We start from the raw sequence: 24,323 nt of genomic DNA on the forward strand, positions 1-24,323 counted from the left end.
GGTAAGAGGATGAGCATAAGACACCAGATGAGAGCGAAGGTAGAAGAACTCTTCAAATTGATGATAGATGATCCCGATTTTCCCAAGGATGAGGAGGTTACGGTTTACGTAGTTTTTGTTCCTCAGAGCGGAGAGTTTGAAGAGGAGGAGATGGAGGTTTCTGAACAGGAGGTTGATCTTACAGAGAAGGAGAGCGTCAAGAAGTTCCTCGACAGAACAACGAGGGAAGCTCTCGAGGCGGACGTGAAGGGACTCAAACTCTACGGCTATGTCTTCGATGCGGGGGAGAGTCTAAAGATAGTTACGAAAGAGGAAGAAGGCTTTAGCGATCTTATTATTTCGAGGATAGAGAGGATGAGAGAGGAAGTATGAAAGCCTGCGTTATACTTGCGGCGGGTGAAGGTAAGAGGCTCGGACTGAGGAAGCAGTTTATAGAGATCCACGGTAAGCCCCTATTTATGTACTCGGTGGAGAAGGCTCTAAAGCTCTTTGACGAGGTTATCCTCGTCCTTCCTAAGGACGTCATCCACAGGGTTCCCGTCCCGCAGGGGGTTAAGAAGGTGGAGGGTGGGAAGGAACGGCAGGACTCGGTTCTGAACGGGATCCTCGAGACCGAGGCGGAGATCGTCGTAATCCACGATGCGGCGAGACCCTTAGCGACTGAAGAGATGTTCAGGGAGGTCTCCAACTTGGGAGATTACGACGGGAAGATAGTGGCGGTCCCTTCGAGGGACACTTTGAAGGAGGTTTCCCACGAGAGCGTCCTCAGAACCATAGACCGCTCCCATATATGGCTCTCCCAAACTCCCCAGGGTTTCAAGAGGAAGATCCTTTTGGAGTGCCACTTCAGAGCGAGAAACGAGGGCTTTTACGGCACCGATGACGCGAGCCTCTTGGAGAGATACGGCTACAAAGTGGGGGTTGTAATGGGTTCATACTGGAACGTGAAGCTCACCTACAGGGAAGACATACCGATGATAGAGAAGCTCCTTTCCAAGGAGGTGTGAGATGAAAAGCTACATCCCGAAGGCGGTTCTCTTCCTGCACGCTTTTCCTCTGAACAAGGATATGTTTCTTCATCAGTTCTCTGCTCTCGAGGGGGAGAAGATACCTTACGTCGCCCTTGACTACCCAGGTTTCGGAGAGGAACCCCCTCCGAGGGGAGAGGTGAGCGTAGAGAGGCTCACGGACTTTGTAGTTAGCAGACTGGACTCCCTCGGAGTGGAAAAGGTCATACCCGTTGGCGATAGTATGGGTGGATACATAATGTTTGACCTATGGAGGAGGTACAGGGATCTGGTGGAGGGTTTTGTCTTCGTTGCGACCCGTGCAGAGGGAGAGACGGAGGAGGGAAAGAAGGCGAGGTACAACCTTATCGGAAGAGTGAAGAGGGAGGGGAAAGACTTTCTGATAGATATGATGCTTGAGAACCAGACCTCACCAGCGACGAAGAAAGATCCCAAGAAGATGAACGCTCTCAGATGCATGATGGAAAAGGCAACGGTTGAAGGAATAGTGAAGACTCTCAAAGCTCTCGCTGAGAGACCGAACAACACCGACCTACTTAAGGAGATAAACGTTTCCACCCTTGTGGTGGCGGGTGCGGACGACGATAGGGTAACTCCTCCGGAAATAGTCAGGAAGATAGCGGAGGGTATAGAAGGGAGTGCCTATGTGGAGCTTGAGAACTCTGCACACCTGCCACCCTTCGAGAATCCGGAGGGATTCAACTCGGCTTTACTTGACTTTCTGAGGAAGTTCTTCTGAAGTGGCAAAGAGATACATATACAGACTTGCAGAAGAGAGCTTATGGAGCCTCCTGAGCCTGAGGGAAATCCCCCTTGAGGTTATCGAAAGGCGAGAGGGTGAGGTTGTTTTTGCAACCTACGAGCCTGTAAGAGATCTTGAGCCGATCGGGGTGGAGGAGATAAAAGAGAACTGGAAGGACTGGAAGAAGGGCTTTGGTCCCGTGGAGGTCGATGACTTCGTGATAATACCTCCCTGGAAGAAGCCGGTTCTTATAAATCCCGGAATGGCTTTCGGGACGGGACTTCACCCCACGACGAGGCTATGCATAAAACTTCTAAAAGAGGTTATCAGAAAGGGGGATAGCCTCTTGGATGTCGGGACAGGAAGCGGGATACTCGCGATAGTCTCCAAACTCCTCGGAGCGAAAAGGGTCCTTGGAATAGACGTGAGCGAAGAAGCGATAAGAGAGTGCAGGGAAAACGCCAAGCTCAACGGTGTTAAGGTAGAGTGTAGGATGGGAAGACCTTCTGAGGTAAAGGAAAAGTTCGAAATACTCGTAGCTAATCTTGAGCTTCCCATATTCAGGGAGGAGCTAAAAGATCTCAAGGGGTTGTTCAGAAGGGAGGCAGTTCTCTCCGGAATATTTGGGAAGGAAGAGATGGAGGAGTTCGAGCGCATGCTGAGCGATGAGAATATGAAGATCGTTAAAATACTTGAGGAAGAGAACTGGTTCGGTGTGAGGGTGAGCCATGCAGGGAATTAAAAAGATAATCAGAATTTTCGTCATACTTGCGCTCCTCGGTATCATTGGTTTTTCGGTTTACAACCTCTTCTTTCTAAAGCCTAAGGTGGAGAACCTGAAAGAGCTTGAAAAACTCCCTAAGAAGAAGGAAATCAGCCTGATAATAGCCCCAAGAGCTTACGTGGATAAAGTTAGCGTAATTGCAAGACAAGGTAGCAAGGAAGTTCTCATCTTTGAGGGGAAGCTCCCTAAGGCTGTCAATGAAGTACGCTTCACGGTGGAACCCAGAAAGATGGGACTTCGGGACGGTGATGTCAACATAGTCGTGGAACTCAGAAGATTTTTTCTCCTAAGGGACAGCTTTGAGGTCTCCGCCGTTGTGGATACTCAGCCACCCCGTGTTCACATAGTTTACGCACCCTACACGGTTCTTCAGGGTGGATCCGGTGCTATCAGAGCTCGTGTGAGTGAACCGGTAGATCTTTACGTTGAAGTAGGAGAAAGGCGCTTCAGATCTTACGAAGTGGGAGAAAAAACCTACATATCTCTCTTCGGTGTTCCCGTGACCGTATCTACGAGGGACGTTATAAAGGTAGTTGCCGTTGACGGCGTCGGGAACAGGACGGTGATACCCCTCGGAACCGGGATAAAGAGGAACAACTTTAAAAAACTGAAAATAGAGCTTAAAGGGAAGGAGAAGGCTATAAGACCCAAGCTCGCAACGATACTGGGTGGGGTGAACGAGGAGATCGACTTCGTTACTCTCTTTAAGAAGGTAAACGAAGATATCAGAAAGGAGAGCATTAAGAAGATAGAGGAGATAGGGAGGAAGTCCTCGTCAGAAAGATACTGGAAGGGGAAGTTCCTGCAGATGAAGAACAGCAAGGTCATTTCAAGGTTCGGAGAGTTCAGAAGGTACACCTACGGAGGGAAGACCATAAGCAAGAGTTGGCATTTAGGATACGATCTCGCCTCGGTCAAGAACGCTAAGGTGCCCGCGGCGAACAGCGGTGTGGTTGCCTTTGCAGGAGACCTGGGAATATACGGAAACACCGTGATAATAGATCACGGCTACGGACTCATGAGCCTTTACGCCCATCTCGCCGACTTCAGAGTCAAGGAGGGGGACTTTGTGAAAAAAGGACAGATAATAGGGGTAACGGATATGACAGGACTGGCGTTTGGAGACCACCTCCACTTCGGAATACTGGTAGATGGCTTGGAAGTTACACCCTTAGAGTGGTGGGACGCAAAGTGGATAAGGACAAGGATAGAACCTGTTTTCTCAGAGTAGGTGACAAAGCTTGTTGAGGTAAACGAGCCTAAAGCCGCCGTCGTACTCTAAGAGCGTTACTCCCGTGTTATCCATGTGGATCCGCCAGAGCTTGTCGAGACCTAAACCGAGGCTTAAACAAACTATTCCGTGAAGGGTTCCGCCGTGCCCAACAACAACTATACTCTCCTCTCCCCTTTTTGTCAGATCCTCGATGAAGCTAAGTAGCCTCTTTTCGAAGTTCTCCATCGGTTCCTGAGTGGGAAGGGGGTTCTCCACTGGATTCTTGAGCCAACCGAGCATCATCTCTCTCTCCCTGTCGAAGAGTTCCCAAAAGTGCTGTCCCTCCAAGATTCCAAAGGACATCTCCCTTATCCTCTCGTCCACCTCAACCTCGAGATCGAGAACGTCCCCTATCGTGAGGGCGGTCTTGTAAGCTCTCCTCTGGGGGGAGGATAGGATTGCCTCTATACCCTCATTTTCTAAGAATCTTGCCACCATCCGAGCCTGCACGAAACCTAAAGGAGTCAGATCGCTGTCGAGCCTACCCTGGAAGATCCCCTTCTCGTTGAACTCGCTCTGAGCGTGCCTTACGAGATAAATTCTTTTCATGTATGCCTTTCAGCCTTAGGATTTACAGAACCAACGTAAGTCAGAGTTCCTATAAAAATAGCTATAACCACACCCAGCATAAGAACTGTATCCGCGTTCATCCGGTACTCCTCCAAAGTTTAATTGTCAGCATAATCGGGGAGATTGCAAGAGCAAAGCTTACACCGATAGAAGCATAAAAAACAAATCTCCCTCCCACACTTTCAAAGTTAGGATACTTACGCATTAAGTCCGCCAGAAAGGACACAACGCCAGCAAAGGCAATTGCCGCACCTTTCCAGATAGTGTAAATAAGGTCTTCTCTGCTCATATCTGCTCGAATAGAACATCAAGAACCTGCGCTTGAATGTCTATCTCCCAGTTTTGGTAGTTTTCATCCCTATTCACTATCACGAGTACTCCGAGTGTTTCGAAGTAGAGGATCATCTTCGCGAGGTTAACAAGACCACAAACCCTCGCCGACTTAAGATCCCTTATCTTCACGCGCGGTATAGGCTTGTCCGCTTCCCTGAACACCTCTAAAAGCTCCTGTTTCAGGTTGTAGTAGAGGGACTCGAAATCACAGGACATTCTTACCTCCTTTGTATGAATTCTTTAACCACTTCGGAATCACTGAAGGGATATTTTACCCCTTTGATCTCCTGATAGTCTTCGTGCCCTTTTCCCAGAATGGCTACTATATCACCCTCCTCAGCTGAATGTATCGCTTTATAAATGGCCTCCCGCCTGTCTGGTTCTACGATTACTCTGCTCCCGTCCTTTATCCCTTCGAGAATGTCCTCTATTATCCTGAGAGGATCTTCGCTCCTCGGGTTGTCGGAGGTAACCACAACGAGATCACTCCACTTCTCCGCTGCCGCTGCCATTGAAGGCCTTTTGCTCCTATCCCTATCCCCTCCCGCTCCGAAGACGGTTATGACCTTTCCCTTCGCGAGTTTCCTAACCGTTCTTAGCACGTTATCCATCGCGTCCGGCGTATGGGCGTAATCCACTACCACAAGAAAACCTTTTTCAGAACGGTAAACCTCGAACCTCCCCGGAACGTAAATGTCCTTCAGGGCTTCCTGAAGCACCTCCCTATCTATTCCCGCCTCCAGAGCATAACCCACGGCGGCAGACAGGTTGTAAGCCTGAAAGTCCCCGATTAGATTCGAGAAGAACTTGTAGTTTTTACCTTTATACTCGAGGACGAGCTTCGATCCGTTAAATCCCGTTTCGAACTCCCTTATTCTCAGATCTCCTTCTCTGCCGTAGGTTATAGCTCTGTTTCCTATCTCTTTGGAAAGTCTCCGCCCGTAAGGATCGTCCGCATTTACCACCGCGAAGCGGTAGTTGTAATCTAAAAACAATCTCTCCTTAGCCTTGAAGTAGCTTTCCATGCTCCCGTGGTAATCAAGATGATCCTGGGTCAGATTGGTGAATATAACCGCTTCGAACTCGGTTCCCCAAACCCTCTCCTGATCTAAGGCGTGGGAGGAGACTTCGGAAATCACGTGGGTCGCGCCAAGATCGAGCATCTTTCTTAAGGTTCTGTGCCAAGTTATCTGATCCGGCGTCGTCCTCCCGGAACCGAGGATCCTGTTCCCGAGCCTGTAGTGTATAGTTCCGAGAAGTCCGGCTTTGTAGCCAGCGGTGTTCAATATCTTTTCTATCAGGTAAGTTGTTGTGGTTTTACCGTTCGTCCCAGTTACTCCAACTATCCTTAACTTTTTGCTCGGCTCTCCGAAGAAGATACTTGCACTCTCTCCGAGAGCTTTTTTCGTATCTTCCACCCTGATCAGGTTCTCAAAGGGCAGATCCTTCTCTACGACAGCGGCCACAGCTCCCTTTCTGAAAGCATCTTTAACAAAGTCATGCCCGTCGTGGTTGGCTCCTTTTATAGCAAAGAATAGGTAGCCCTCCTTTATCTCCCTTGAATCAGAGGTTATCCCCTTAACCTCTCTCAGCGTCCTTAGAAGAATATCTGGGAGAGCCATATGAGGATTAATATAGACGATCAGCTTGTCTCTACGTATATAGATCTCCTCATAACAGGATAATCGTTCTTGACACCCTTAGAAAATAGGTACTGAAAGAGGTGATTGCTGCCGGTATAGAAAGAAACTGCTGCAGAGACGAGGTATAGATCCCACATCCTGATGAACTCTTCGCCGTACATCTCCCTTATCCTATCAACGTTCTCCCAGAACCTTCTCCTCCATTCCTTGAGAGTCCGGTAGTAATGAAGTCTCCAGTCGTCTATGTCTATAAGGTTGAAGTCCGTTCCCTCAAAGGCGCACAGAACCTCCGGTATACCGGGTAGGTATCCGCCGGGGAATATGTACTTCCTTATCCACCTGCTCTGTGGACCGGGATGAACCTTACCTATGGTGTGAAGCAGGAATAGTCCTCCGTGCTCCATCACCTTTTCAACCGTCTTGAAGAAGGTTCTGTAATGCTCTCTTCCCACGTGCTCGAACATACCCACCGAAACAATCTTGTTGAACCTTCTCCCCAAGTCAGGTAGATCCGCGTAGTGCATCAGGTAAACCTCAACTCTATCTTCGAGCCCTCTCCTCTTTATCTCCTCCTTTACATGTTCGTATTGATTCTCCGAAAGGGTTATCCCAACGCACTTTATATCGTATAGCTCGGCACTTTCTAAGATTATCGAACCCCAACCACACCCTATATCAAGAAGCCTGTCGCCGTCTTGAAGGAGGAGTTTCTCGTAAATTATCCTCCTCTTTTCCCTCTGAGCTTCCTCTAAGGTCGTGTCTTTCGAAGGAAAAAAGGCACAGGAGTAGGTCATAGATTCGTCAAGCCAGAGTTTGTAGAAGTCGTTTCCAAGATCGTAGTGGTGCTTTACGTTCTCAGCCTCCTTCAGCCTGTTTATCATGCTTATACCGTTCAAAAACTTGAAGAATAGTACGGAGAAGCCTCTCTTTTTTTCCATATCGTTTATGTACCTGCTCCCAGCTATCAAGAGCTTCTCAAGATCTCCATCAACCTCTATCTCACCTCTCATGTAGCCCTCACCGAAGCCCATTTCAAGATCTCTGAGGGTCCTGTTGAACACGTCCCAGCTTTTGAAAATGACCCTGTGGTTTACATCGGTCTCGGGTATCCTCTTACCGTCAGGTAGCTCTATTCCTATGCTCTCCTCCCCTCGAGAGTTTATCTCCCCAAGAATCTTCCCGACCACCCTCTCCTTTACCATCGCCTTCCCTCCTGTTTTAGCTATTAATATAGCCTAACCTCCGCACCTGAGAACCTCAGCTATGAAGGGGATTACCCCGTCCCTCGTCATGCCTAACTTCTTGGCGGCAGCGTAGGAGAGATCGAGATGCCTACCTCTCACGTAGGGACCCCTGTCCATCACCTTAACTTTGACCGTTCTGCCGTTCTTAAGGTTCTTAACAAGAAGGATCGTTCCAAAGGGAAGCGTTCTGTGAGCTGCTACGTAGTCATGCATGTTGAACCTGCTCCCCGAGGCGGTTCTCCTCCCGTGGAACTTGGGACCGTACCAAGAGGCATAGCCTCTGATGTATTTCGGGCACCTCTTTACCCCGTTCTCCCCGCATCTGAGCACTCTCACCTCAGCTCTGAAGGAGTTCCCTCTACTCATAAAGTACTTGAATCTCTTAGGTATACAGAGCCCCTTTACGTTTTTATTGAGCCTAACCGATATAGTAACGCTCTTGCCAGTCTCCAAACTCTTTACCTTTATCCTGCTCTTGTGCTGAAGCCTGTCGGAGTAGGCGTACTTCGTTGGGCAGTATCTGACCACCATATAGGTTCTCGTGGGACAGGGCGCTGACAGACCCTTGTGTTCATGCTTAATCTTGGGCGCACAGGAGAGAATCGTAAAGATCAGAGCGAGCAAGAACACCCCCATGGTGTCAGATATATTATTCGGCAGGAAACTCAGAATTTACCGGCGAAGAAGTCAGCCACCGCGGAGGCAGCTATCGCGTCGGGCTTGAGAACAGGTTTAAGCCCCTGGGCGAGAACGTAACCCACAGCCTCCTTGACTATCACGCTCGACCTGTGATCGGGATTTGGATTTATGTCGAGATGAACCTCGAAGGGTCTGTTCCCAACCACGTCGGCGATCATCAGAGCGGTGTAGACTGCCCTGTTTACCTCCTCCAGGAGTCTCTGTCTTATGGAGTCTATCCTCCTCACCCTGTCTACCTGCCAGAATATCTTTGCTCCGTGATTGGAGTTTATGTGAACTACCACAACGGTGACGAATATAGTCTTACTCCTGAACTGCCTGGAATCACAACCGACGTATATGGCGCTGCCTTCGGAGGAGTTTTTTATAAACTCCCTCACCTCCTCTATGTCTCTAAAGTGCGGCATATCAACTCTTCGTATCGAAGTCCACGTCCTTGTACCAGCTGGGCTTAAACATCACCCAGTACCTCATGTTCTCCGGACTCCTGGAGTAGCACACCTCACAGAGAAGACCCTTAGGAGTGAGTTTGGAGTTGTCGTCACAGCACTCGCTCAGGTTCCAGAACTCGTAGTTGTCGTGAAAAACGATATTACCGCACTCTATGCACTCGTAAAGCTCACAACCTCTCTCTTTTAAAAACTCCTCAAGCTGTCTGTCCTCAGGGAGTTCCGAGAGCTCGAAGATGTTCTTGAGGAACTCTTTTTGCCTTTCTGAAAGCTCCGAAATACGCATAAAAAAATTATATGCTTTCTTTCCTTTCTGAAAAGAAGCCTTCGAGGAATTCCTTAACGCTCTCACCAAGCTTCTCCATAGTTTCCAGAGTCTTACAGAGTCCCTTGTCTAACTTACATCTCGTCTTACAGCCTTCTCTCTTCTCCTCATCTAAGGGGAACTCCTGTACGCAGTCGAAAACACACTTCTTGTACTTCACCTCGCACCTGTCCGGTGGCTCCACGCCGAAGGATAGGGATGTAAAGATAGTTAGGAAAAGTACCAATCTCATCTCATCCTCACCTCCACCGGTTCACCCCGCGAGTTCCTCAGCTCGTAGTATAGTCCGCAACCCATCCTCCCCTTGGCGACTCTGCCTATCACCTGTCTGCTCCTTACTCTCTCTCCCGCTCTTACCCAAGGTTTACCAAGCTTTCCATATACGGAAACGAGCCCGTCCTTTTGCTTAATTATAACCACCCATCCGTAGTTATTTAGGTCCCTCCCGGCGTAAACTACCTCTCCAGCCTCCACAGCCCTCACAAACTCACCACACCTGCTCCTTATAAAAACCCCTCTCTTCTTTTTCAGGATCTCTCCCTTAACGGGCTTATAGTAAGTGGGGATGGTGGGTTTCTCGACCTTTACCACCTTGGGAGCACAGGAGGCAAGAAGTAGAAGGGCTAAGAGGAGAAAGGTCCTCATCTTATATCCCCGTCCATCTCTATCCTGGAGGGAGTCACTCCCCTCTGCCCTTTATACTTTCCCGAGTAGATCTTTTCTGGAACGCCGTCGAGCTTCGCGAAGACGAGCTGGCATATCCTCATACCTACGTGTAGCCTTATGGGAACGCTGTTGGCGTTGTAGAGCTCTAAGGTTATCTGACCCTCAAAACCTGCGTCTACCCAGCCCGCGTTCTCTATGAAGAGCCCGAGCCTTCCGAGGGAGGACCTTCCCTCAACGAAGGCGGTAACGTGAGAGGGTAGCTTTATGTACTCCACAGTGGTGGCGAGAAGGAACTCTTTGGGAGCTATCTCTACGTAATCCTTCACCTTCTCTATCCTCACAGACCCCGCTCCTCTCCTAACGTCTATTACCTCCTCGTCGGCATACCTTCCGAACTCATTTCCAAGCCTCAGATCGACGGAGGAGCACTGGATCTGTCCTTCCTCGAGTGGTTCTATTACAAGCTCTCCTCTGCTTATGAGCTCCTTTATAGTTCTATCGCTCAGTATCATGACTAAAATTATAAGGGCATGAGAGCACGAATACTCAGTGTCACCCTCCTCTTCCTCTTCGTGGTCGCTATCTTTTACACCGTAGAGAAGTCCCTTCCGGAGGAGAATAAGGTTAAGAAGATCGTATCCTCCCAAGTAACGCTCATAGAGATACCAAAGATAAGAATAATCTATGTGGATCCGCAGACTCCCGAAGATATAGTTCCGATAGAGTGTGACGGTGTTACTCCAGTTACCTACAGGAGAGCCGTGTCCTTAGCTTCTCTATCTCCAGAGGAGAGGAAAAAGAAGTTCATCGACTTCCTGCTTCCCTCGGTTTTGATCGTAAACTACGAAGTAAGATACACGAGGGAGAACCTGATCAGAATTCTCGAGAAGCTGAGGGGCGGACTGAAGCTTACGAGAGAAGAGGTTAACTTCGTGGAGAGCATCTTGGACAGGTGCAGGTCGGATTCCATAGAGGAGGCTCTCGTGAAGGCGAACCCTGTGCCCCCGAGCCTCGTCATAGCCCAAGCTGCGATAGAGAGCGGCTGGGGAACGTCGAGGTTCTTCGTTGAAGGGAACAACCCCTTCGGTATATGGACCTTCAAGAGGGACGAAGACTCGATACCTTCCCTCGGGGGCAAAGCCTCCCTGAGGAAGTTCGATACTATCCTCGATGCGGTGAGAGAGTATATTTACAATGTGAACGTCGGATGGGCTTATGAGGGATTCCGTAAGCACAGGTTGAAAACCTTCGATCCGCTAAGCCTTTCCAGGTTCTTGGACTTTTACTCCATAGAGAGGGAGATGTATGTCAGAAAGATCAGAAGGATCATCAGGGAGAACGATCTTGAGAGGCTTGATCTTTGCGCTCTCGATCCTTCTTATCTCAGGTGAGGTATTAGCCGGCTACGGAGTCATTCTCCTCTACCACAGGTTCGGAGACGACAGGTACCCTACCACCTCGGTTTCGCTTGAAGACTTCGAGGCTCAGATGAGATACCTTAAAAAGAACGGCTACAGGGTAGTTCCCCTTAAGGAACTCCTTAGACTTATCCATGACGGAAGGGATATACCTGAAAAAACGGTAGTGATAACTATAGACGACGGGTATAAGAGCACGGTGGAAGCCTTCAAGATCTTAAGAAAGTACGGTTATCCCTTTACGGTCTTCCTTTACATGGAGGCGATCGGGAGGTATCCGGACTTCCTCACGTTGGAAGACATAAGGGAGATGGAGAGGTATGGAAAGGTGGACTTCGAAAACCATTCCTACTCCCACAGAGCTTTCGGACTAATGAAGGACAAAAAGGCCTTTTTAGAGGATCTTGAGAAGAGCGAGAGTAGGTTTATGAAGCTTTTCGGAAGGAAACCGGAGCTCTACGCCCTCCCTTACGGATATTACAACAGGGAAGTCTTGGAGATATTGAAGGAAAGAGGTTACACCGCCGTCCTTACTCAGGATCCGGGAAACGTCGGACCCTTCACTGAACCATTCAGAATTCCAAGGCAGGCTATAGTAGGAAGCTGGAGCAGAATGGAAAACTTTAGGAAGAAGCTGAGTAGGGAGCCCCTCCCCTTGAAGGGGCTCGTTCCGGGCTACGGGTTTATAGAGAATCCCCCTGAGAGGATAGGAGCCGTTCTCCTCTTCCCTGGGAGATACAGAAACTGCAGAATCTACATCACCGAGCTCGGGTGGAGGATAGCCAAGAGAGAGGGAACTCTCGTATACAGAGACGACTTAGTGGAGCTTAAGAGGAAATGGAACAGAGTAGGTGTTAAGTGCAGAAACGTGGAAACAGGGAAATGGGCTGAGAGCTTCTGGATGATAATAAAGGACTGGAGATGAAGTTTCTAATAGTCGGTGTAGGAGCCATAGGGAGCGCTTACTTAGCTTTTCTGACGAGGTCAGGTCACGAAGCGGTAGGACTTCTAAAGCAAGGAAGAAGTTTGGAGAAGATAAGGGTGGAGGGGATATGGGGAAATTTTGAGGTGAAGGTGAAGACGGTGGACGATCCAGAGAAGGTCTGGTTCGAGCCCGACGTAATCCTTCTCTCGGTCAAGTCCTACGACACGGAGGGGGCTCTCAGATCGATAAGAAACTTAGTGGGCGACAGAACAAAGATCCTGATAGCCCAGAACGGCTACGGGAACTACGAGAAGGCTGTCGAGATCTTCGGAGAGGGGAGAGTTATCCTGGGGAGGGTTATCTTCGGCTCGGAGGTTATAGAGTCCGGACACATCAAGATAACGGTGTGTGCCGACGACGTCGTGATAGGAGATCCCTCGGGCAAGATGGATGAGGACTTCCTGAGGGGTCTCGCCGCTCTCTTTACAAAAGCAGGGATACCGACAAGGTACGATAGGGAAGTATACAAGTTCCTCTGGGACAAAATAATCTACAACTGCGCCCTGAACCCCCTTGGAGCGCTGTTGGAGGTAAACTACGGAACCTTAGCGGGAAATCCCTATACCAAGGAGATAATGGACGACGTAGTGAGGGAGATCTTCGCTGTTATCGATAAGGCTGGTATAGAAACCTTCTGGGATAGTGCCGACGAATATCTTAAGGTGTTTTACGGGAAGCTCATTCCTCCTACCGCAGCCCACTATCCCTCCATGCTGGTGGACATAAAAAGGGGGAAAACGGAAATAGACTCGCTGAACGGAGCGATAGTTAAACTCGGTAAAAAGTACGGGGTTCCCACGCCGATCAACTTCGTCATAACCGAACTCGTAAAGGCTAAGGAGTCAATCCGGTCCCTCGGCGGAAGACGATTGGGCGACGTTGGTTCTTCCCATTGAACAGTGTCCGTTGTAAACAGCCCCCTCTTCTATTACGAGTACGTCTACCCTTATATCGCCGGATAGGCTTGCCCCCCTCTTAAGCTCTATCCTGCCCGCATCAACGTTCCCCTTGACATTTCCATATATGAGTATCTCGGAGCAGTCTATATCTCCCTCTACGCTTCCAGACTCACCTATTATCAACATGCCTTCGCTCTTTATGTTTCCTTTCACCTTCCCGTCTATTCTCGTAGAAGTGGCAAGGTTCAGGTTTCCTTCAAAGACACATCCCTCTCCTATAAGGGTGTTTACGTCCGAATTCTCCACCACTTTAAGGTTTTCCTTTTTTTTAAACATTATCACCACCTCACATACATGTATTTTATGGGATTGGTTTTTTTAGAGTATCTCCACACCTCATAGTGAACGTGGGGACCGGTGGACTTGCCCGTAGAACCTACGTAGCCAATTATCTGTCCTGATTTCACCCACTGGCCTGCTCTAACCTTTATCTTGGACATGTGGGCGTAGAGAGTTCTAAACCCGTAAGCGTGCTTTATAATGACGGTCTTACCGTAACCAGCCTTCCAGCCGGCGTATATTACCTTGCCTTCAGCCGTTGCTCTAACAGGCGTTCCCCAGCGAGCCCTTATATCCACGCCATCGTGGAATTCAAACCTCCGGGTAAAAGGGTCCCTCCTGTAACCGAACCTCGAGGTTATCCTTCCCCATACTGGAGGACCGAGGGGTATTCTACTAAGGTACTTATGAGCTCTTACAGCTTCCTGCTGGAGAAAATCGACGTACTCTATATCGAGTATATCCACCTTCGAGCTTCCACCACCGATCCCGCTGGGAACCTTCCTTATGCCTTTATTTCTAAGGAACTTGTCTATCGTTATAAGCTTCCCCTCCAGCTCTTCCACCTTGGCTCTGAACTGTTCAAGGTAGGAATTTTTCTTCTTTTCGTTGGCGAGAAGTATCCGGAGCTTCTCCCTCTCCTGTTTGAGCGAAGCAAGCTCCTGTTTAAGGTAAAGGTTTTCAGTAAAGGAGTAAATTGAAAAGGCGAGGATACCGAAGAGGAGTGTTCCCGTTGCGGTCAGGGCTCCTTTCATGAAGCTCCGGTTGATCCGGAAGCTCTTCGCCTTTTTCCCCCCATAACCAACGATCAGAAGGTTGATATACTTTTCCTTCTCCCTCATAGTGCTCTTATTCTACACTAAGAACACTGAGGAAAGCCTCCTGTGGTAGGGAGACGTTTCCGAACTGCTTCATCCTTTTCTTTCCTTCCTTCTGCTTTTCAAGGAGCTTCTTCTTCCTCGTCACGTCCCCTCCGTAGCACTTCGCCGTAACGTTAGCCCTTAGGGGCTTTATCCTTTCCGAGGCGATGACTTTACCGCCGATGGCCGCCTGTATGTGTATCTCGAAGAGCTGTCTCGGTATGGTCTCCTTTAGCTTTTCCACTATGAGCCTCGCTCTCCTGTAAGCCTTCTCCCTATGGACTATGAAAGACAGGGCGTCCACGGGCTTTTTGTTTATGAGAACGTGGAGCTTCACAAGGTCGGAAGGTTTGTAGCCTATGAACTCGTAGTCGTAGGAAGCAAATCCTCTGGATAGAGTCTTGATCTTGTCGTGGAAGTCCAAGATCACTTCCGAGAGGGGCATCTCGTACTCGAGGATGACAGTATTCTCATCGAGGTAAGAGAACTTCTTCTGCTCTCCCCTTTTCTCCTGACAGAGCTGCATTATGTTCCCCACGTACTCTTTGGGAGTGATGATAGTTACGAGTACGTAGGGCTCTTCCACGGCTTCCACGAGACCGAGGTTGTCGGGGAATTCTGAAGGGTTTCTTCCCTCTATAACCTCACCGGTGTGCTTCTTCTTAACCCTGTATATAACGTTCGGTGCGGTTGTTATTATCTTTACTCCGTACTCTCTCTCAAGCCTCTCCTGAACTATCTCCATGTGGAGGAGTCCTAAGAAGCCGACCCTGAACCCCATTCCGAGGGCTGGGGAGCTTTCAGGTTCATAAACTATCGCCGAGTCGTTTATGGAGTATTTTTCTAAGGCGTCCCTGAGTTCTTCAAAGGTGGTGTCCTCGGTAGGGTATATCCCCGCGAAGACCATAGGCTTTGCGGGTCTGAAGCCGGGAACCGGCTCTTTGACGGGATTTCTCGCCAAGGTTATCGTGTCTCCTATCCTTATGTCCCTGACGTCCTTTATGGAGGCAGCTATGTATCCCACGTCTCCGGCGGAGAGCTCCTCGAACTTGGTCATCTTGGGCGTCTGGGCTCCCACTTCGGTAACCTCGTACTCTTTTCCAGTTGAGAAGAGCCTGATCCTGTCCCCCGGTCTCACCCCTCCGTCAAAGACCCTGACGAAGGCAACCGCACCTCTGTAGGGATCGTAGTAGGAGTCGAATATGAGAGCCTTGAGGGGTTTTTCGGGATCACCCTTCGGAGGGGGTATTCTCTGGACGATAGCCTCCAAGATCTCCTCTATTCCTATTCCCTCCTTCGCCGAGGCAAGGATAACTTCTTCCTTCGGAAGACCGAGCACCTCCTCTATCTGCCTTATAATCCTCTCCGGCTCGGCGGCGGGCAGGTCTATCTTGTTTATTACAGGTATGATCACGAGATCCTGCTCCACAGCCTTCCAGAAGTTAGCTACCGTTTGAGCTTCTATTCCCTGAGTGGCGTCCACTAAGAGAAGCGCTCCCTCACAGGCTGCAAGAGCCCTCGAAACCTCGTAGGAGAAGTCCACGTGTCCGGGGGTGTCTATCAGATGTAGTTTATAGGTATTTCCGTCCTTTGCCTTGTAGAACATCCTGACAGCCTGCATCTTTATCGTTATCCCCCTTTCCCTCTCTATGTCCAAGGTATCCAAGAGCTGTTCCCTCTTCTCCCTTTCGGTAATGGCTCCCGTGAACTCTAAAAGGCGGTCTGCGAGGGTGGACTTTCCGTGATCTACGTGGGCTATTATCGAGAAGTTCCTTACCCTATCCAGACTCATGTCCATAAAGATAACATGGGCTGGGCGGGATTCGAACCCGCGACCCGCGGATTAAGAGTCCGCTGCTCTGCCGGCTGAGCTACCAGCCCTCAAGTTTTTAAATATACTTTCCGCAACCTTTAGCTTCAACGAAGACAGCTTCCCGATAACACTCAGATCTATCGAGTCCCTATCGCTTACAAGGCGGAAGCCTCCAAGCAGTTTTCTCCTCTCGACCGATCTGACCTTCATCCCGAACCTCTCCATCGCACTGAGAAGCTGACAGACAATATCCTCAGAAGTCCCTACATCCACCTCGAGAACGTACCCTTCCTCCCTGTAATCCCTGAGCTTGACCTCCTCGGTCGCTAAGTAAGCGAAGACTATATCCTCTATCTCCTTCGTTATCCTCTCCTGTCTTAGCCTGTTTATCAGTCTCCTGTAGAGGATCAGCTTCCTGTCTATGTTCTCGTTTATCCTTCTGATGGTTCTGTATCTGGCAAAGTTTATAGAAGTGAAGTGTTCGAGAAAGACCTCCCTTAGGAAGAAGCTAAGATAGAGTTTGAGAAGCTCGTCTACGAAAGACTTTTCCTCAGCCTCGATGTTCAGGACGAGCTCTCTGGAGTATCTCTTTCTTATGTCCGGAGGTAGGAACCTAATTATCTGAGCACTGTACCTTCCCCTCTCCACTATTTCAAGAGACTTAGCCCTCAGCACCTCCTCAAATCTCGGATAGAAGAAAGGACTCTCCTCTATAAAGGCCTCTTTCCTTTCTCTCTCCTCCAGCTCTACGCTCTCCCTTACTCCTACGTCGGGCCTCTGGAATATAACGTAACAGGCGTCGGAGAAGCCCCTTCTGTACCTCTCCACAAGGAGATCGTTGATTCTGGTAACCACTTCCCAGTTTATATCCTTAGTGAGAACCCCCTCGAAGACGACCGCACCCATCTTCAGGAGACCGGAGGAGGCTCCCCTCCTTCCCGCTATGAAGAGATTGACCTTCTTTCCCCTTTTCTCCCAGAGGAAATCCTCAAGCGCCTTTACCGTTTTGGAGACGAGATCACCAACGTAACCTCTGTCTGTGGTCAGGAGGAGGATATCCACACTTTTCTCCTCTCTCATTTCGAGTAGTTCGGATCTCAAGCCAGAGTAGAGGGCGAAGAGGTGTTCTAAAACCTCCTGAAGTCTCAGGAAGTAGGGAAGCTGAGCTCCCACCACCGAGCTGTACTTCTTATACCTGTTTACAGCCAGAACTTCCCACACGTGGAGGGTGCTCTTTAGAACCCTAAGGGTCCTTATCTTATCCTCTAAGTCCACCGCACTCTTTCAAGAGCTCCGCCAGTCTTCTGAGAGCCCTTCCCCTGTGAGAGATGGAATCTTTCTCTTCTGGATTCAGCTCAGCCATCGTTCTGCTAAATCCTTTGGGGACAAAGACGGGATCGTAGCCGAATCCACCCTCTCCTCGCGGAGCTTCGGCTATAACTCCCTCGCACTCCCCAGAACTGAAGAATCCCACATCACCGATGTAGAGGACGACGAAGGCGACGAATTTCGCTTTCCTGTTTTCCCTACCTTTGAGGAGTCTCAGGAGCTTCCTCACGTTGGTCTCGTCCACACTTCCGGATATCTCCTCCTTCCCACCGAAGTCTATAGAGTAGAACCTGCTCGAGTAGATGCCCGGATACCCCTCTAAAGCCTCAACAACGAGACCCGAGTCGTCCGCCAAGGCCGGCAGACCGAACTCTTCATAGTAAGCCTTCGCCTTCAGGTAAGCGTTCTCTAAGAAGGTGCATCCCTTTTCCTCTACCTCCAACTTCCTCTCAGGAGGAACGATCTCTATCCCCAAAGGTGAGAGGATCCTCTCGATCTCCCTGAGCTTTCCCTCGTTGGCTGTGGCTACGAGAACCTTCATCTCTTCCAGAGGCTCTTTATCTTAGCCCAGAAGCCCACCTCTTCGTAAACGGCCGGTTTCTCTTCATAGGTGAAGCGGTCTATGAAGTTGTCAAGGAGTATGAACCTGTCGCAGGTCTTTCTAAGGTTGTAGGAACTCGTTTTCTTGAAAGTAGCGTTCTCCACCCTCTTGCCTATCCTCTGAACCTCCTCAACCGTATATATGAAGTCGCTGTCTCCGCTAACCAGCACGGCAGTATCGTAAGCATCCTGATAGGCGAGGGAGAGCATATCCGTGGCTAACATTATGTCCACCTCCTTCTCTAAGAACTCTCCCGAAGGGAGCTTCCTGAGCTTCGCGAGCTTAACCTTTATCCCGGACAGGGCGAGTTCGTCTAAGAACCTTCTCTGCCTTATAAGGCTTTCCCACTCTGGAGTCCCCTTCTTTACATCCCTGTCCTGAGGAACGGCGGTGTAAAAGTAGGTTCTTACGAGCCTCCTGCTCTCCCTAAGGAACTCAACGAGCCTGGTGTAATCGATCTTTATGTTCAGATACCTTATCCCATGGAACAGATTGGAGCCGTCTATGAAGATCATCAATCTCTCTTCGTTCATAAGGCGAATCTCAGTAGAGCGGCAAGACCGTCTATCTTCCTCTGAAGCTCAGGATCGATTATCACCTCAACGGTAGCCCTCTGGTCGAGAGCCTCCTCTATAACCTCATCCACTATGTCCTCCACCTCTATAGGCTCCTCTCCTTCAATGGGACACTCGGGCTTGAGGAACACGAGATGGCTTTGGGGACACAGATAACCTCTCTTTTCAAAATCCTCCGGAACGAGGATGGTTCTCACATTTCCTATAGAGAGCATTTCGAGAACCTTCGAGGTTCCGTTAACGGCGAGACCTCTACCGATCAACTCCTCCATCTCCTTTACGAGCTCCTTCTCCTGCTCCCTGTCCTTCTCCCACAGAAGGTCGAGAACCTTCTCCCTGACCTCGTGGGGCTTGGCCTCCGAGGGATTAATCTCTATGTATCCTACGAGCCTCTCCTTAAGGTAGGTGTGGAGGTGGTTCTCTATCTCCCTGAGACCTTCCTCTATAAATCCCCCAACCACGAGCCTGTCGAACTTGTTAGCCTTCCACTCCTCGAAGGCGGCATCCGCTGCAAGCTTCAGGATCCTGTGCCACTCTTCCTTTATCCTCATGTGAAAGCGCCACTCTCCGTAGGAGTGCTGAACCATATTCGGTGCCGCTCCCCTCGCGGGCATCTTGAGCTGGAAGGTCCCCTCCGCACCCTTGAGGGCGGATCCGCCACTGTGAAACCTGTGAGCTCTCGTGGCGAGAGGCTCGAGAAAGTCTAAATTCTCTCCGACCGTCTCTATGTCTATCGTGAAGTACCTTATGTGCTTTCTGTCTACGAGAAGAACACCTACCCTTCCGAACTCCTCATCTATAGCTGCTATCTCCCTTATAAGGGGATCGGGGGCTACCATCAGCCTGCTTCTGTAAACGTAAGGAAGCTTCACGTATTCGAAGAGCCCCTTAGATGAGCAGGAGAAGATAGCTATACCCCTGCAGCTCTCCAAGTTTTTAGGATCGGACAGGAACCCACCTATCTTATCGAAGTCCGACTCAAGGGAGTTCACAACCTCCTGAGGTAAACCCCTCTTCTTAATTTCTTCCTTCTTTTCCTTAACCATGTCCTTATAGATGAGTAAGTACTTGTTGTCCTGTCTCTCTTCCGGTCTTAGGTGAAGGTAGAGGGATGTAACGTAAGCCCCTTCCGGCCTGAAGGAGGCGAGCTTTTCCAAGGTTTCTCTGAGACCTGCCATCTATTTCCTCCTTTGTTTTTACACTATTTTACTCAAAACGTCCCTTATATAACGCTCCTTCTCCTTATCCTCCTCGCTCCCCAGCATTCCCACCACCTCCCAGCTTCCGTTGTACCTACGCAGATATATTCTTCCCCCGGAAAACCTCAGCTTGTAAATGTTGGGAAGGGTAGTGAGTGGTTGAACGTTCTCCTGTCCGTTCCTTAGAGAGAACCTCAGGAGTTCCTTCAAAAATATCCTTCTTTTTTCAGGGGTCAATTTTAGGAGCTCGTCAACAGCCTTCTCGGAGAATTTTAACTGGAAAATCTCCTTTAAGAGGTCCCTTATAATACTTTTCTCATCACAGGTTTCTTCCTTCTCCACTTCAAGTTTCCCCAATTCAACAGTAAGCTTATCTACTTTCCTTCTTAACCTCTCATTTTCCTCCTTCAACCTCTCGTTTTCATCGGCGTACATATCCAAGAGTTCTTGAAGTTGAAGGAGTTCCTTGATAAGCCTCTTCCTTTCCTTTCTTAGACTCGCCACCTCCTCCTTACCGGTTCCCGATTCACTTTCCGAACGGAAGACCTCCAGCAGTTGGAAGAGCTTCCTGTTTGCTTCCAAGAGCCTCGTTTCCTTTTCCCTGTATTCCTTAAGTTCGTTTTGAAGTTTCGTAAGCCTGTCTTCCAGTTCCTTTAAGGCCTCTGCGCTCAGGTCTTCCTTTTGTTTCTCCTTCTCTATCTCCCCAATCTCCTTTTGGAGCATCCTCAAGTGAACTTCTACCCTCTCCCTCTCCCGCCTTATCCTGTCGAGTTCCTTTAAAAGTTCCTCCCGCTCTTTCTCTGCCTCCCTTATTTTCCTTTCCGTAGGAGACTCAAATAGAGCGACGAGAGCGAAGGTGAGTATAACCGGGGGTAGATCTCTAACTATCACACCAAGATCACCAAGGTAGATACTCAACGCAATTATCTGAAAGAAGAATAGATACCCTATCCACTGAACGGTTCTCTCCCTCTCTCCGAAGAGCCAGCTCACATAGAGGACGGAGTTGTAGGCGAGAACGAGTATAGTGTGGTAAGGATCTTCAGGAAAAAGAGGAACAGGAGAAAATCCGTAGGTAGTTATAGCCCATAGAATGAAGTTGTAGGACGTAACAAGGAAAAGGAGTATTAACGCGTTTCGCATGAAGTAAAATTTAATCCCATGAAAAGGGTTTTGATCCTTTTAGAGGATCTCGTAGAGGATGTGGAGTTTATATATCCCTACCTTAGATTCAAAGAGGAGGGATTCGAGGTTATATCGGCAGCACCCCAGAGGAGGGAGTACAGGGGAAAGAAAGGGATGACCTTTAAGCCTGACGTCCTTATAAAGGAAGTGGTCCACGAGAACTTTGATTGCGTGTTCATACCCGGAGGTTACGCCCCCGACAGGCTCAGAAGGTATAGTGAAGTTCTTTCTCTGGTCAGAAGGCACTACGAAGAAGGGAAACTCGTCTGCGCCGTCTGTCACGGTCCTTGGGTTCTCATCTCCGCAAAGATAGTAGAGGGAAAGAGGGTCACAGGCTTCTACGCTATAAAGGACGATCTTGTAAACGCGGGAGCCGAGTACACCGGTGAGCCCGTGGAAGCCCACAAGAATTTGATAACCGCTACCGATCCCAATTCCATGCTTGAGATGATGAGTGTGGTTATAAGGAAATTGATCAAAGAGGAAGAGGTTCAGAAGTGATCCTCCTCCTTCTTCTTATTTCCGTAGTCTTTTCATCCCCTAAGGCGGTTGTGAGCGTTTATCCCTTCTACGACGTAGTCAGAGAGGTGGGTAAAGGGAAGTTCGAGACAGAAGTTCTCTTACCTCCGAGAGCGGACTACCACTTTTACGAGCTATCCGCCTCCGACATGATAAAACTTGCAAGGGCAAAGATCGTCTTTGTGAGCGGCATACCTTTGGGAGGTTGGGAGAGAAAGGTGGAGGAGGTAGCAGGGAATAGGGCTTACAGACTATCGAAGGGCATAGACCTTCTCTACTACAAAGAACACAGGAACCTCGGTAAGGATTCCCATATTTGGCTCTCCCCTAAAAGAATGAAGATCGTTGCCCGAAATGCCTACGAGGGCTTTTTAAGTGTGGATGCTGAGGGGAGGAAAACCTTTGAAAGGAATCTGGAGGAAGTTAATAAAAGGCTCGAAGAGCTCGATTGGGAGTTCAAGAGGCTACTCTCCTCCTGCCGGCTCAGGGTTCTTCCCGTCGTCCATCCCGCCTTGGGCTATCTGGCAAAGGATTACGGGCTCGAGCAGATATCCCTGACGGGAGGGGACGTCCACGGAGGGGTGTCCCCAAGGGAGCTCATGGAATTTTTGAAGGAGTTGAAAAGGAAGAGAATCGATTTCGTCTTCACCGTATTGGGAAGCAGGTCAAAACTTGCGGAGCTTCTCAGTCGGGAATACGGGCTAAGAGTATTCGAGATAAACGTTAAGATCGTCCCTACGGAAAGCTCTAAGGATTACTTTTCCATAATGAGGGAGAACCTCAAGATTTTAAAGGAAGCCCTCCGATGTATGTGATAGAGATAGAAAAGCTCTCCTTCAGTTACGACGGCAAAGTAAGGGTACTGGAGAATGTGAATCTCAAAGTTAAAGAGGGAGAGTTCGTGGGGGTAATCGGACCGAACGGGGCTGGGAAGACAACTCTCTTCAAGATAATCCTCGGTTTCCTGAAACCCTTAGAAGGGAGGGTCAGGCTCTTCGGCAAGGAGGTGGGAGGGTTCAGAGAGTGGCACAGGATAGGTTACGTCCCCCAGAGGCTCAGCGTGGAGCAGAACTTTCCGGCAACGGTCAGGGAGCTCCTCAGTCTCGTATCGGACAAGGAGAGAATGGAAGAGATAGCCTCCTTCTTACATCTCGATAAGTTTATAGACAAGCAGTATCTGAAGCTTTCGGGAGGTCAGCAGCAGCTCGTCCTGCTCGGCATGGCTCTTGCCTCAGATCCAGATCTTCTCCTCCTTGACGAACCTACAGCCGGTCTCGATCTCCACTCCCAGATACACATCGTTCAGATCCTCAGGGATCTATCCCTCAGTTCGGGTAAGACGATCCTTATGATCTCCCATGACATCGGTCTGGTCCTCAGGAACGTGGACACCGTTCTCTGTCTGAACAGATCGGTGTGCTACTACGGGGGTCCAGAAGAGGCGGTGGAAGCAATAGAGGAGGTCTTCGGTATAAGGAGGAGCGTCACCGATGGAACTCCTTAGTTACGATTTCGTCCTAAGAGGTCTCGTAGCTGGACTTGCTATAGCCATATCCTCCGCCTTAGCCGGCGTATTTCTTATCCTCAGAAGGATGGCTTTTTTAGGTGCAGGACTTTCCCACGCTGCTTTCGGAGGCATAGCCCTCAGTTTAGTCCTCGGTTTCGAGCCCTTTCTCTTCACCTCTATCTTTACGGTCCTAACAGGGAATCTCGTTCAGTTCCTGACCACCAACAGGAGGGTTCCGGGAGACGCTGCGATAGCGCTGATATTTTCTGGTGGTGTGGCTCTTGCAGTTCTTGTGCTGGGTATAGTGAAAGGGTTTGGAGAGTATATATTCGGCTATCTCTTCGGTAACATACTGATGGTGACAAGATCTGAGCTTCTCTTCTCTCTGACAGCCTTTTCCTTGGTGGTTCTCTTCTTCTACTTCTTTTATAGGAAGCTCGTCCTGGTTTCCTTCAGTGAGGAGATCGCAAAGCTGAGAGACACCAATCTCACTCTTATAAACCATCTCCTCGTTTCGGTAGCTTCCCTCGTAATAGTTCTCTCTATAAAGGCGGTAGGTATAGTCTTAGCCTCTTCGATGATAGTGATCCCCGCTCTTACCTCCCTTCTCCTGGCCAAGTCCTTCCTGAGCGCGGTTGTTATGTCGGTCTTGGTCGCCGCATTCTCCGTGATCGGAGGGATAGTTGTCGCCCTTTACTTTGACCTGCCCCCCAGCGGGACTATAGTAGGGGGCATGATAGTTATCTTTGCCCTCGCTTTCCTGAGGAAAAGCTTGAGATCTTAGTGCGGATGTCCGCCCGGTCCGTGGGCGTGCCTGTGGAGTATCTCGTCGGGGGTGGCTTCCCTTACGTCGATTACTTCAACCTCAAAGAGCAGATCCCTTCCGGCTAAGGGATGGTTCATATCAACGGTGACGGTGTTCTCGTCGAAGTCAACGACTACCATGTTTATGACCCTTCCCTCAGGAGTCTGCGCCTGAAGAGGTAAACCCTTCTGGAGAGGAACGTTCTGGAAGTACTCCCTCGGAGCTTTCTGAATTAGGTTGGGGTCTCTCTGACCGTAGGCCTCCTCTGCAGGAACCTCGATCTCCCTGCTCTCTCCGGCTTCCATACCGATCATCCTGCTCTCGAGACCGGGTATTATCTCTCCGGCTCCTACGAGGAAAGTTACAGGCTGTCCAGCCTCCCTGCTGGATTCGATGACGCTTCCCGTCTCCTTGTCCTTCAAAGTGTAATGGAAGGAGACGACAGTGTTCTTCTCAACTGACTGTGCCATGACTTAAACTCCTTTATAGTTTGATCTCCATAATTTAAAGTAAGAAGTGTTTATGTCAATATT

Annotated in this window: 31 protein-coding genes and 1 tRNA gene; 12 read left to right on the plus strand and 20 right to left on the minus strand. The window is 49.5% G+C overall.

The window, feature by feature from the left end; genetic code table 11:
• Positions 1–9: 9 nt before the first annotated feature.
• From ACZ483_RS03590 to ACZ483_RS03610, 5 genes are read left to right on the plus strand one after another with little or no spacing between them, the layout of a single operon-like run.
• Entirely contained in the window at positions 10–372 is a 363-nt protein-coding gene (locus ACZ483_RS03590; protein WP_464324808.1) for a hypothetical protein, read from the plus strand.
• On the plus strand, positions 369–1,007 hold the full coding sequence (ispD, locus tag ACZ483_RS03595; protein WP_464324809.1) for a 2-C-methyl-D-erythritol 4-phosphate cytidylyltransferase: 639 nt from the start codon (positions 369–371) through the stop codon (positions 1,005–1,007). The genes ACZ483_RS03590 and ispD overlap by 4 nt, the downstream gene beginning before the upstream one ends.
• Position 1,008: 1 nt before the next feature.
• Entirely contained in the window at positions 1,009–1,767 is a 759-nt protein-coding gene (locus tag ACZ483_RS03600) for an alpha/beta fold hydrolase (RefSeq protein WP_464324810.1), read from the plus strand.
• Between the two features lies 1 nt (position 1,768).
• A complete protein-coding gene (locus ACZ483_RS03605; protein ID WP_464324811.1) occupies positions 1,769–2,512 on the plus strand; it encodes a 50S ribosomal protein L11 methyltransferase in 744 nt (247 codons plus the stop codon).
• A complete protein-coding gene (locus ACZ483_RS03610) occupies positions 2,499–3,785 on the plus strand; it encodes a M23 family metallopeptidase (protein ID WP_464324812.1) in 1,287 nt (428 codons plus the stop codon). Before ACZ483_RS03605 ends, ACZ483_RS03610 begins: the two co-directional genes overlap by 14 nt.
• Here ACZ483_RS03610 and ACZ483_RS03615 read toward each other — a convergent pair.
• From ACZ483_RS03615 to dcd, 10 genes are all read right to left on the minus strand, one after another.
• Positions 3,777–4,376, minus strand: coding sequence for a histidine phosphatase family protein (locus ACZ483_RS03615; protein ID WP_464324813.1), 600 nt, complete (start codon positions 4,374–4,376; stop codon positions 3,777–3,779). The genes ACZ483_RS03610 and ACZ483_RS03615 overlap by 9 nt on opposite strands.
• Before the next feature lie 306 nt (positions 4,377–4,682).
• Positions 4,683–4,946 (minus strand): hypothetical protein, encoded by a 264-nt coding sequence (locus tag ACZ483_RS03620; protein WP_464324814.1) that lies wholly within the window; start codon positions 4,944–4,946, stop codon positions 4,683–4,685.
• A gap of 2 nt (positions 4,947–4,948) precedes the next feature.
• Positions 4,949–6,352, minus strand: coding sequence for a UDP-N-acetylmuramoyl-L-alanyl-D-glutamate--2,6-diaminopimelate ligase (locus ACZ483_RS03625; protein WP_464324815.1), 1,404 nt, complete (start codon positions 6,350–6,352; stop codon positions 4,949–4,951).
• A gap of 20 nt (positions 6,353–6,372) precedes the next feature.
• A complete protein-coding gene (locus ACZ483_RS03630) occupies positions 6,373–7,575 on the minus strand; it encodes a class I SAM-dependent methyltransferase (RefSeq protein ID WP_464324816.1) in 1,203 nt (400 codons plus the stop codon).
• A gap of 33 nt (positions 7,576–7,608) precedes the next feature.
• Complete coding sequence (locus tag ACZ483_RS03635; protein ID WP_464324817.1) at positions 7,609–8,253, minus strand: septal ring lytic transglycosylase RlpA family protein; 645 nt, start codon at positions 8,251–8,253, stop codon at positions 7,609–7,611.
• 29 nt (positions 8,254–8,282) lie between these two features.
• On the minus strand, positions 8,283–8,723 hold the full coding sequence (locus tag ACZ483_RS03640; protein ID WP_464324818.1) for a ribonuclease H-like YkuK family protein: 441 nt from the start codon (positions 8,721–8,723) through the stop codon (positions 8,283–8,285).
• Between the two features lies 1 nt (position 8,724).
• Positions 8,725–9,051: a hypothetical protein gene (locus ACZ483_RS03645; protein ID WP_464324819.1), complete on the minus strand. Its 327-nt coding sequence runs from the start codon at positions 9,049–9,051 to the stop codon at positions 8,725–8,727.
• Between the two features lie 7 nt (positions 9,052–9,058).
• Positions 9,059–9,322, minus strand: coding sequence for a hypothetical protein (locus ACZ483_RS03650; RefSeq protein ID WP_464324820.1), 264 nt, complete (start codon positions 9,320–9,322; stop codon positions 9,059–9,061).
• A complete protein-coding gene (locus ACZ483_RS03655) occupies positions 9,319–9,735 on the minus strand; it encodes a murein hydrolase activator EnvC family protein (RefSeq protein WP_464324821.1) in 417 nt (138 codons plus the stop codon). Before ACZ483_RS03655 ends, ACZ483_RS03650 begins: the two co-directional genes overlap by 4 nt.
• Positions 9,732–10,268: a dCTP deaminase gene (gene dcd / locus ACZ483_RS03660; RefSeq protein WP_464324822.1), complete on the minus strand. Its 537-nt coding sequence runs from the start codon at positions 10,266–10,268 to the stop codon at positions 9,732–9,734. The genes ACZ483_RS03655 and dcd overlap by 4 nt, the downstream gene beginning before the upstream one ends.
• A gap of 18 nt (positions 10,269–10,286) precedes the next feature.
• On the opposite strand from dcd, the gene ACZ483_RS03665 reads away from it, so the two are divergent.
• The 3 genes from ACZ483_RS03665 to ACZ483_RS03675 are packed head-to-tail and all read left to right on the plus strand — an operon-like array spanning position 10,287 to position 13,055.
• Positions 10,287–11,147, plus strand: a complete 861-nt coding sequence (locus ACZ483_RS03665; protein WP_464324823.1) for a glucosaminidase domain-containing protein — start codon at positions 10,287–10,289, stop codon at positions 11,145–11,147.
• Positions 11,101–12,099: a polysaccharide deacetylase family protein gene (locus ACZ483_RS03670; protein ID WP_464324824.1), complete on the plus strand. Its 999-nt coding sequence runs from the start codon at positions 11,101–11,103 to the stop codon at positions 12,097–12,099. The genes ACZ483_RS03665 and ACZ483_RS03670 overlap by 47 nt, the downstream gene beginning before the upstream one ends.
• On the plus strand, positions 12,096–13,055 hold the full coding sequence (locus tag ACZ483_RS03675) for a ketopantoate reductase family protein (RefSeq protein ID WP_464324825.1): 960 nt from the start codon (positions 12,096–12,098) through the stop codon (positions 13,053–13,055). The genes ACZ483_RS03670 and ACZ483_RS03675 overlap by 4 nt, the downstream gene beginning before the upstream one ends.
• Here the strand turns inward: ACZ483_RS03675 and ACZ483_RS03680 are convergent.
• The 9 genes from ACZ483_RS03680 to ACZ483_RS03720 all read right to left on the minus strand — a co-directional run bounded on the left by ACZ483_RS03680 (position 13,002) and on the right by ACZ483_RS03720 (position 20,917).
• Positions 13,002–13,394, minus strand: a complete 393-nt coding sequence (locus tag ACZ483_RS03680) for a bactofilin family protein (protein WP_464324826.1) — start codon at positions 13,392–13,394, stop codon at positions 13,002–13,004. The genes ACZ483_RS03675 and ACZ483_RS03680 overlap by 54 nt on opposite strands.
• Positions 13,395–13,396: 2 nt before the next feature.
• Positions 13,397–14,239 (minus strand): M23 family metallopeptidase, encoded by an 843-nt coding sequence (locus ACZ483_RS03685; protein ID WP_464324827.1) that lies wholly within the window; start codon positions 14,237–14,239, stop codon positions 13,397–13,399.
• 7 nt (positions 14,240–14,246) lie between these two features.
• Positions 14,247–16,049, minus strand: a complete 1,803-nt coding sequence (gene lepA, locus ACZ483_RS03690; RefSeq protein ID WP_464325167.1) for a translation elongation factor 4 — start codon at positions 16,047–16,049, stop codon at positions 14,247–14,249.
• Between the two features lie 16 nt (positions 16,050–16,065).
• Positions 16,066–16,138 (minus strand) — tRNA-Lys (locus tag ACZ483_RS03695).
• Positions 16,101–17,345: a F0F1 ATP synthase subunit gamma gene (locus ACZ483_RS03700; protein WP_464325168.1), complete on the minus strand. Its 1,245-nt coding sequence runs from the start codon at positions 17,343–17,345 to the stop codon at positions 16,101–16,103. The genes ACZ483_RS03695 and ACZ483_RS03700 overlap by 38 nt, the downstream gene beginning before the upstream one ends.
• Positions 17,329–17,940, minus strand: a complete 612-nt coding sequence (gene rdgB, locus ACZ483_RS03705) for an RdgB/HAM1 family non-canonical purine NTP pyrophosphatase (protein WP_464324828.1) — start codon at positions 17,938–17,940, stop codon at positions 17,329–17,331. Before rdgB ends, ACZ483_RS03700 begins: the two co-directional genes overlap by 17 nt.
• Positions 17,937–18,533, minus strand: a complete 597-nt coding sequence (locus ACZ483_RS03710) for a LabA-like NYN domain-containing protein (RefSeq protein ID WP_464324829.1) — start codon at positions 18,531–18,533, stop codon at positions 17,937–17,939. The genes rdgB and ACZ483_RS03710 overlap by 4 nt, the downstream gene beginning before the upstream one ends.
• Positions 18,530–19,753 (minus strand): baeRF12 domain-containing protein, encoded by a 1,224-nt coding sequence (locus ACZ483_RS03715; RefSeq protein ID WP_464324830.1) that lies wholly within the window; start codon positions 19,751–19,753, stop codon positions 18,530–18,532. Before ACZ483_RS03715 ends, ACZ483_RS03710 begins: the two co-directional genes overlap by 4 nt.
• 18 nt (positions 19,754–19,771) lie before the next feature.
• Positions 19,772–20,917, minus strand: a complete 1,146-nt coding sequence (locus ACZ483_RS03720) for a hypothetical protein (RefSeq protein WP_464324831.1) — start codon at positions 20,915–20,917, stop codon at positions 19,772–19,774.
• A gap of 18 nt (positions 20,918–20,935) precedes the next feature.
• Here ACZ483_RS03720 and ACZ483_RS03725 point away from each other — a divergent pair, with 18 nt between their 5' ends.
• From ACZ483_RS03725 to ACZ483_RS03740, 4 genes are read left to right on the plus strand one after another with little or no spacing between them, the layout of a single operon-like run.
• Positions 20,936–21,460: a type 1 glutamine amidotransferase domain-containing protein gene (locus ACZ483_RS03725; RefSeq protein WP_464324832.1), complete on the plus strand. Its 525-nt coding sequence runs from the start codon at positions 20,936–20,938 to the stop codon at positions 21,458–21,460.
• Positions 21,457–22,293 (plus strand): metal ABC transporter substrate-binding protein, encoded by an 837-nt coding sequence (locus ACZ483_RS03730; RefSeq protein WP_464324833.1) that lies wholly within the window; start codon positions 21,457–21,459, stop codon positions 22,291–22,293. The genes ACZ483_RS03725 and ACZ483_RS03730 overlap by 4 nt, the downstream gene beginning before the upstream one ends.
• Positions 22,284–22,982, plus strand: a complete 699-nt coding sequence (locus ACZ483_RS03735) for a metal ABC transporter ATP-binding protein (protein WP_464324834.1) — start codon at positions 22,284–22,286, stop codon at positions 22,980–22,982. The genes ACZ483_RS03730 and ACZ483_RS03735 overlap by 10 nt, the downstream gene beginning before the upstream one ends.
• Positions 22,969–23,769 carry a metal ABC transporter permease gene (locus tag ACZ483_RS03740; protein WP_464324835.1) on the plus strand — a complete coding sequence of 267 codons (801 nt, stop codon included), beginning with the start codon at positions 22,969–22,971 and terminating at the stop codon, positions 23,767–23,769. The genes ACZ483_RS03735 and ACZ483_RS03740 overlap by 14 nt, the downstream gene beginning before the upstream one ends.
• On the opposite strand, the gene ACZ483_RS03745 is transcribed toward ACZ483_RS03740, so the two are convergent.
• Positions 23,766–24,260 carry an FKBP-type peptidyl-prolyl cis-trans isomerase gene (locus ACZ483_RS03745; RefSeq protein WP_464324836.1) on the minus strand — a complete coding sequence of 165 codons (495 nt, stop codon included), beginning with the start codon at positions 24,258–24,260 and terminating at the stop codon, positions 23,766–23,768. The two genes, ACZ483_RS03740 and ACZ483_RS03745, sit on opposite strands and share 4 nt — an antisense overlap.
• Positions 24,261–24,323 lie beyond the last annotated feature (63 nt).

Source organism: Hydrogenivirga okinawensis (assembly GCF_055385515.1).

What these genes read in the sequence shown, in the direction of transcription:
- ACZ483_RS03590 (WP_464324808.1), top strand. Translation starts at nt 10, where the DNA reads ATGAGCATAAGACACCAGATGAGAGCGAAGGTAGAAGAACTCTTCAAA.
- ispD (WP_464324809.1), top strand. Translation starts at nt 369, where the DNA reads ATGAAAGCCTGCGTTATACTTGCGGCGGGTGAAGGTAAGAGGCTCGGA.
- ACZ483_RS03600 (WP_464324810.1), top strand. Translation starts at nt 1,009, where the DNA reads ATGAAAAGCTACATCCCGAAGGCGGTTCTCTTCCTGCACGCTTTTCCT.
- ACZ483_RS03610 (WP_464324812.1), top strand. Translation starts at nt 2,499, where the DNA reads ATGCAGGGAATTAAAAAGATAATCAGAATTTTCGTCATACTTGCGCTC.
- ACZ483_RS03615 (WP_464324813.1), bottom strand. Translation starts at nt 4,376, where the DNA reads ATGAAAAGAATTTATCTCGTAAGGCACGCTCAGAGCGAGTTCAACGAG.
- ACZ483_RS03620 (WP_464324814.1), bottom strand. Translation starts at nt 4,946, where the DNA reads ATGTCCTGTGATTTCGAGTCCCTCTACTACAACCTGAAACAGGAGCTT.
- ACZ483_RS03625 (WP_464324815.1), bottom strand. Translation starts at nt 6,352, where the DNA reads ATGGCTCTCCCAGATATTCTTCTAAGGACGCTGAGAGAGGTTAAGGGG.
- ACZ483_RS03630 (WP_464324816.1), bottom strand. Translation starts at nt 7,575, where the DNA reads ATGGTAAAGGAGAGGGTGGTCGGGAAGATTCTTGGGGAGATAAACTCT.
- ACZ483_RS03635 (WP_464324817.1), bottom strand. Translation starts at nt 8,253, where the DNA reads ATGGGGGTGTTCTTGCTCGCTCTGATCTTTACGATTCTCTCCTGTGCG.
- ACZ483_RS03640 (WP_464324818.1), bottom strand. Translation starts at nt 8,723, where the DNA reads ATGCCGCACTTTAGAGACATAGAGGAGGTGAGGGAGTTTATAAAAAAC.
- ACZ483_RS03645 (WP_464324819.1), bottom strand. Translation starts at nt 9,051, where the DNA reads ATGCGTATTTCGGAGCTTTCAGAAAGGCAAAAAGAGTTCCTCAAGAAC.
- ACZ483_RS03650 (WP_464324820.1), bottom strand. Translation starts at nt 9,322, where the DNA reads ATGAGATTGGTACTTTTCCTAACTATCTTTACATCCCTATCCTTCGGC.
- ACZ483_RS03655 (WP_464324821.1), bottom strand. Translation starts at nt 9,735, where the DNA reads ATGAGGACCTTTCTCCTCTTAGCCCTTCTACTTCTTGCCTCCTGTGCT.
- dcd (WP_464324822.1), bottom strand. Translation starts at nt 10,268, where the DNA reads ATGATACTGAGCGATAGAACTATAAAGGAGCTCATAAGCAGAGGAGAG.
- ACZ483_RS03665 (WP_464324823.1), top strand. Translation starts at nt 10,287, where the DNA reads ATGAGAGCACGAATACTCAGTGTCACCCTCCTCTTCCTCTTCGTGGTC.
- ACZ483_RS03675 (WP_464324825.1), top strand. Translation starts at nt 12,096, where the DNA reads ATGAAGTTTCTAATAGTCGGTGTAGGAGCCATAGGGAGCGCTTACTTA.
- ACZ483_RS03680 (WP_464324826.1), bottom strand. Translation starts at nt 13,394, where the DNA reads ATGTTTAAAAAAAAGGAAAACCTTAAAGTGGTGGAGAATTCGGACGTA.
- ACZ483_RS03685 (WP_464324827.1), bottom strand. Translation starts at nt 14,239, where the DNA reads ATGAGGGAGAAGGAAAAGTATATCAACCTTCTGATCGTTGGTTATGGG.
- lepA (WP_464325167.1), bottom strand. Translation starts at nt 16,049, where the DNA reads ATGAGTCTGGATAGGGTAAGGAACTTCTCGATAATAGCCCACGTAGAT.
- rdgB (WP_464324828.1), bottom strand. Translation starts at nt 17,940, where the DNA reads ATGAAGGTTCTCGTAGCCACAGCCAACGAGGGAAAGCTCAGGGAGATC.
- ACZ483_RS03710 (WP_464324829.1), bottom strand. Translation starts at nt 18,533, where the DNA reads ATGAACGAAGAGAGATTGATGATCTTCATAGACGGCTCCAATCTGTTC.
- ACZ483_RS03715 (WP_464324830.1), bottom strand. Translation starts at nt 19,753, where the DNA reads ATGGCAGGTCTCAGAGAAACCTTGGAAAAGCTCGCCTCCTTCAGGCCG.
- ACZ483_RS03720 (WP_464324831.1), bottom strand. Translation starts at nt 20,917, where the DNA reads ATGCGAAACGCGTTAATACTCCTTTTCCTTGTTACGTCCTACAACTTC.
- ACZ483_RS03725 (WP_464324832.1), top strand. Translation starts at nt 20,936, where the DNA reads ATGAAAAGGGTTTTGATCCTTTTAGAGGATCTCGTAGAGGATGTGGAG.
- ACZ483_RS03735 (WP_464324834.1), top strand. Translation starts at nt 22,284, where the DNA reads ATGTATGTGATAGAGATAGAAAAGCTCTCCTTCAGTTACGACGGCAAA.
- ACZ483_RS03740 (WP_464324835.1), top strand. Translation starts at nt 22,969, where the DNA reads ATGGAACTCCTTAGTTACGATTTCGTCCTAAGAGGTCTCGTAGCTGGA.
- ACZ483_RS03745 (WP_464324836.1), bottom strand. Translation starts at nt 24,260, where the DNA reads ATGGCACAGTCAGTTGAGAAGAACACTGTCGTCTCCTTCCATTACACT.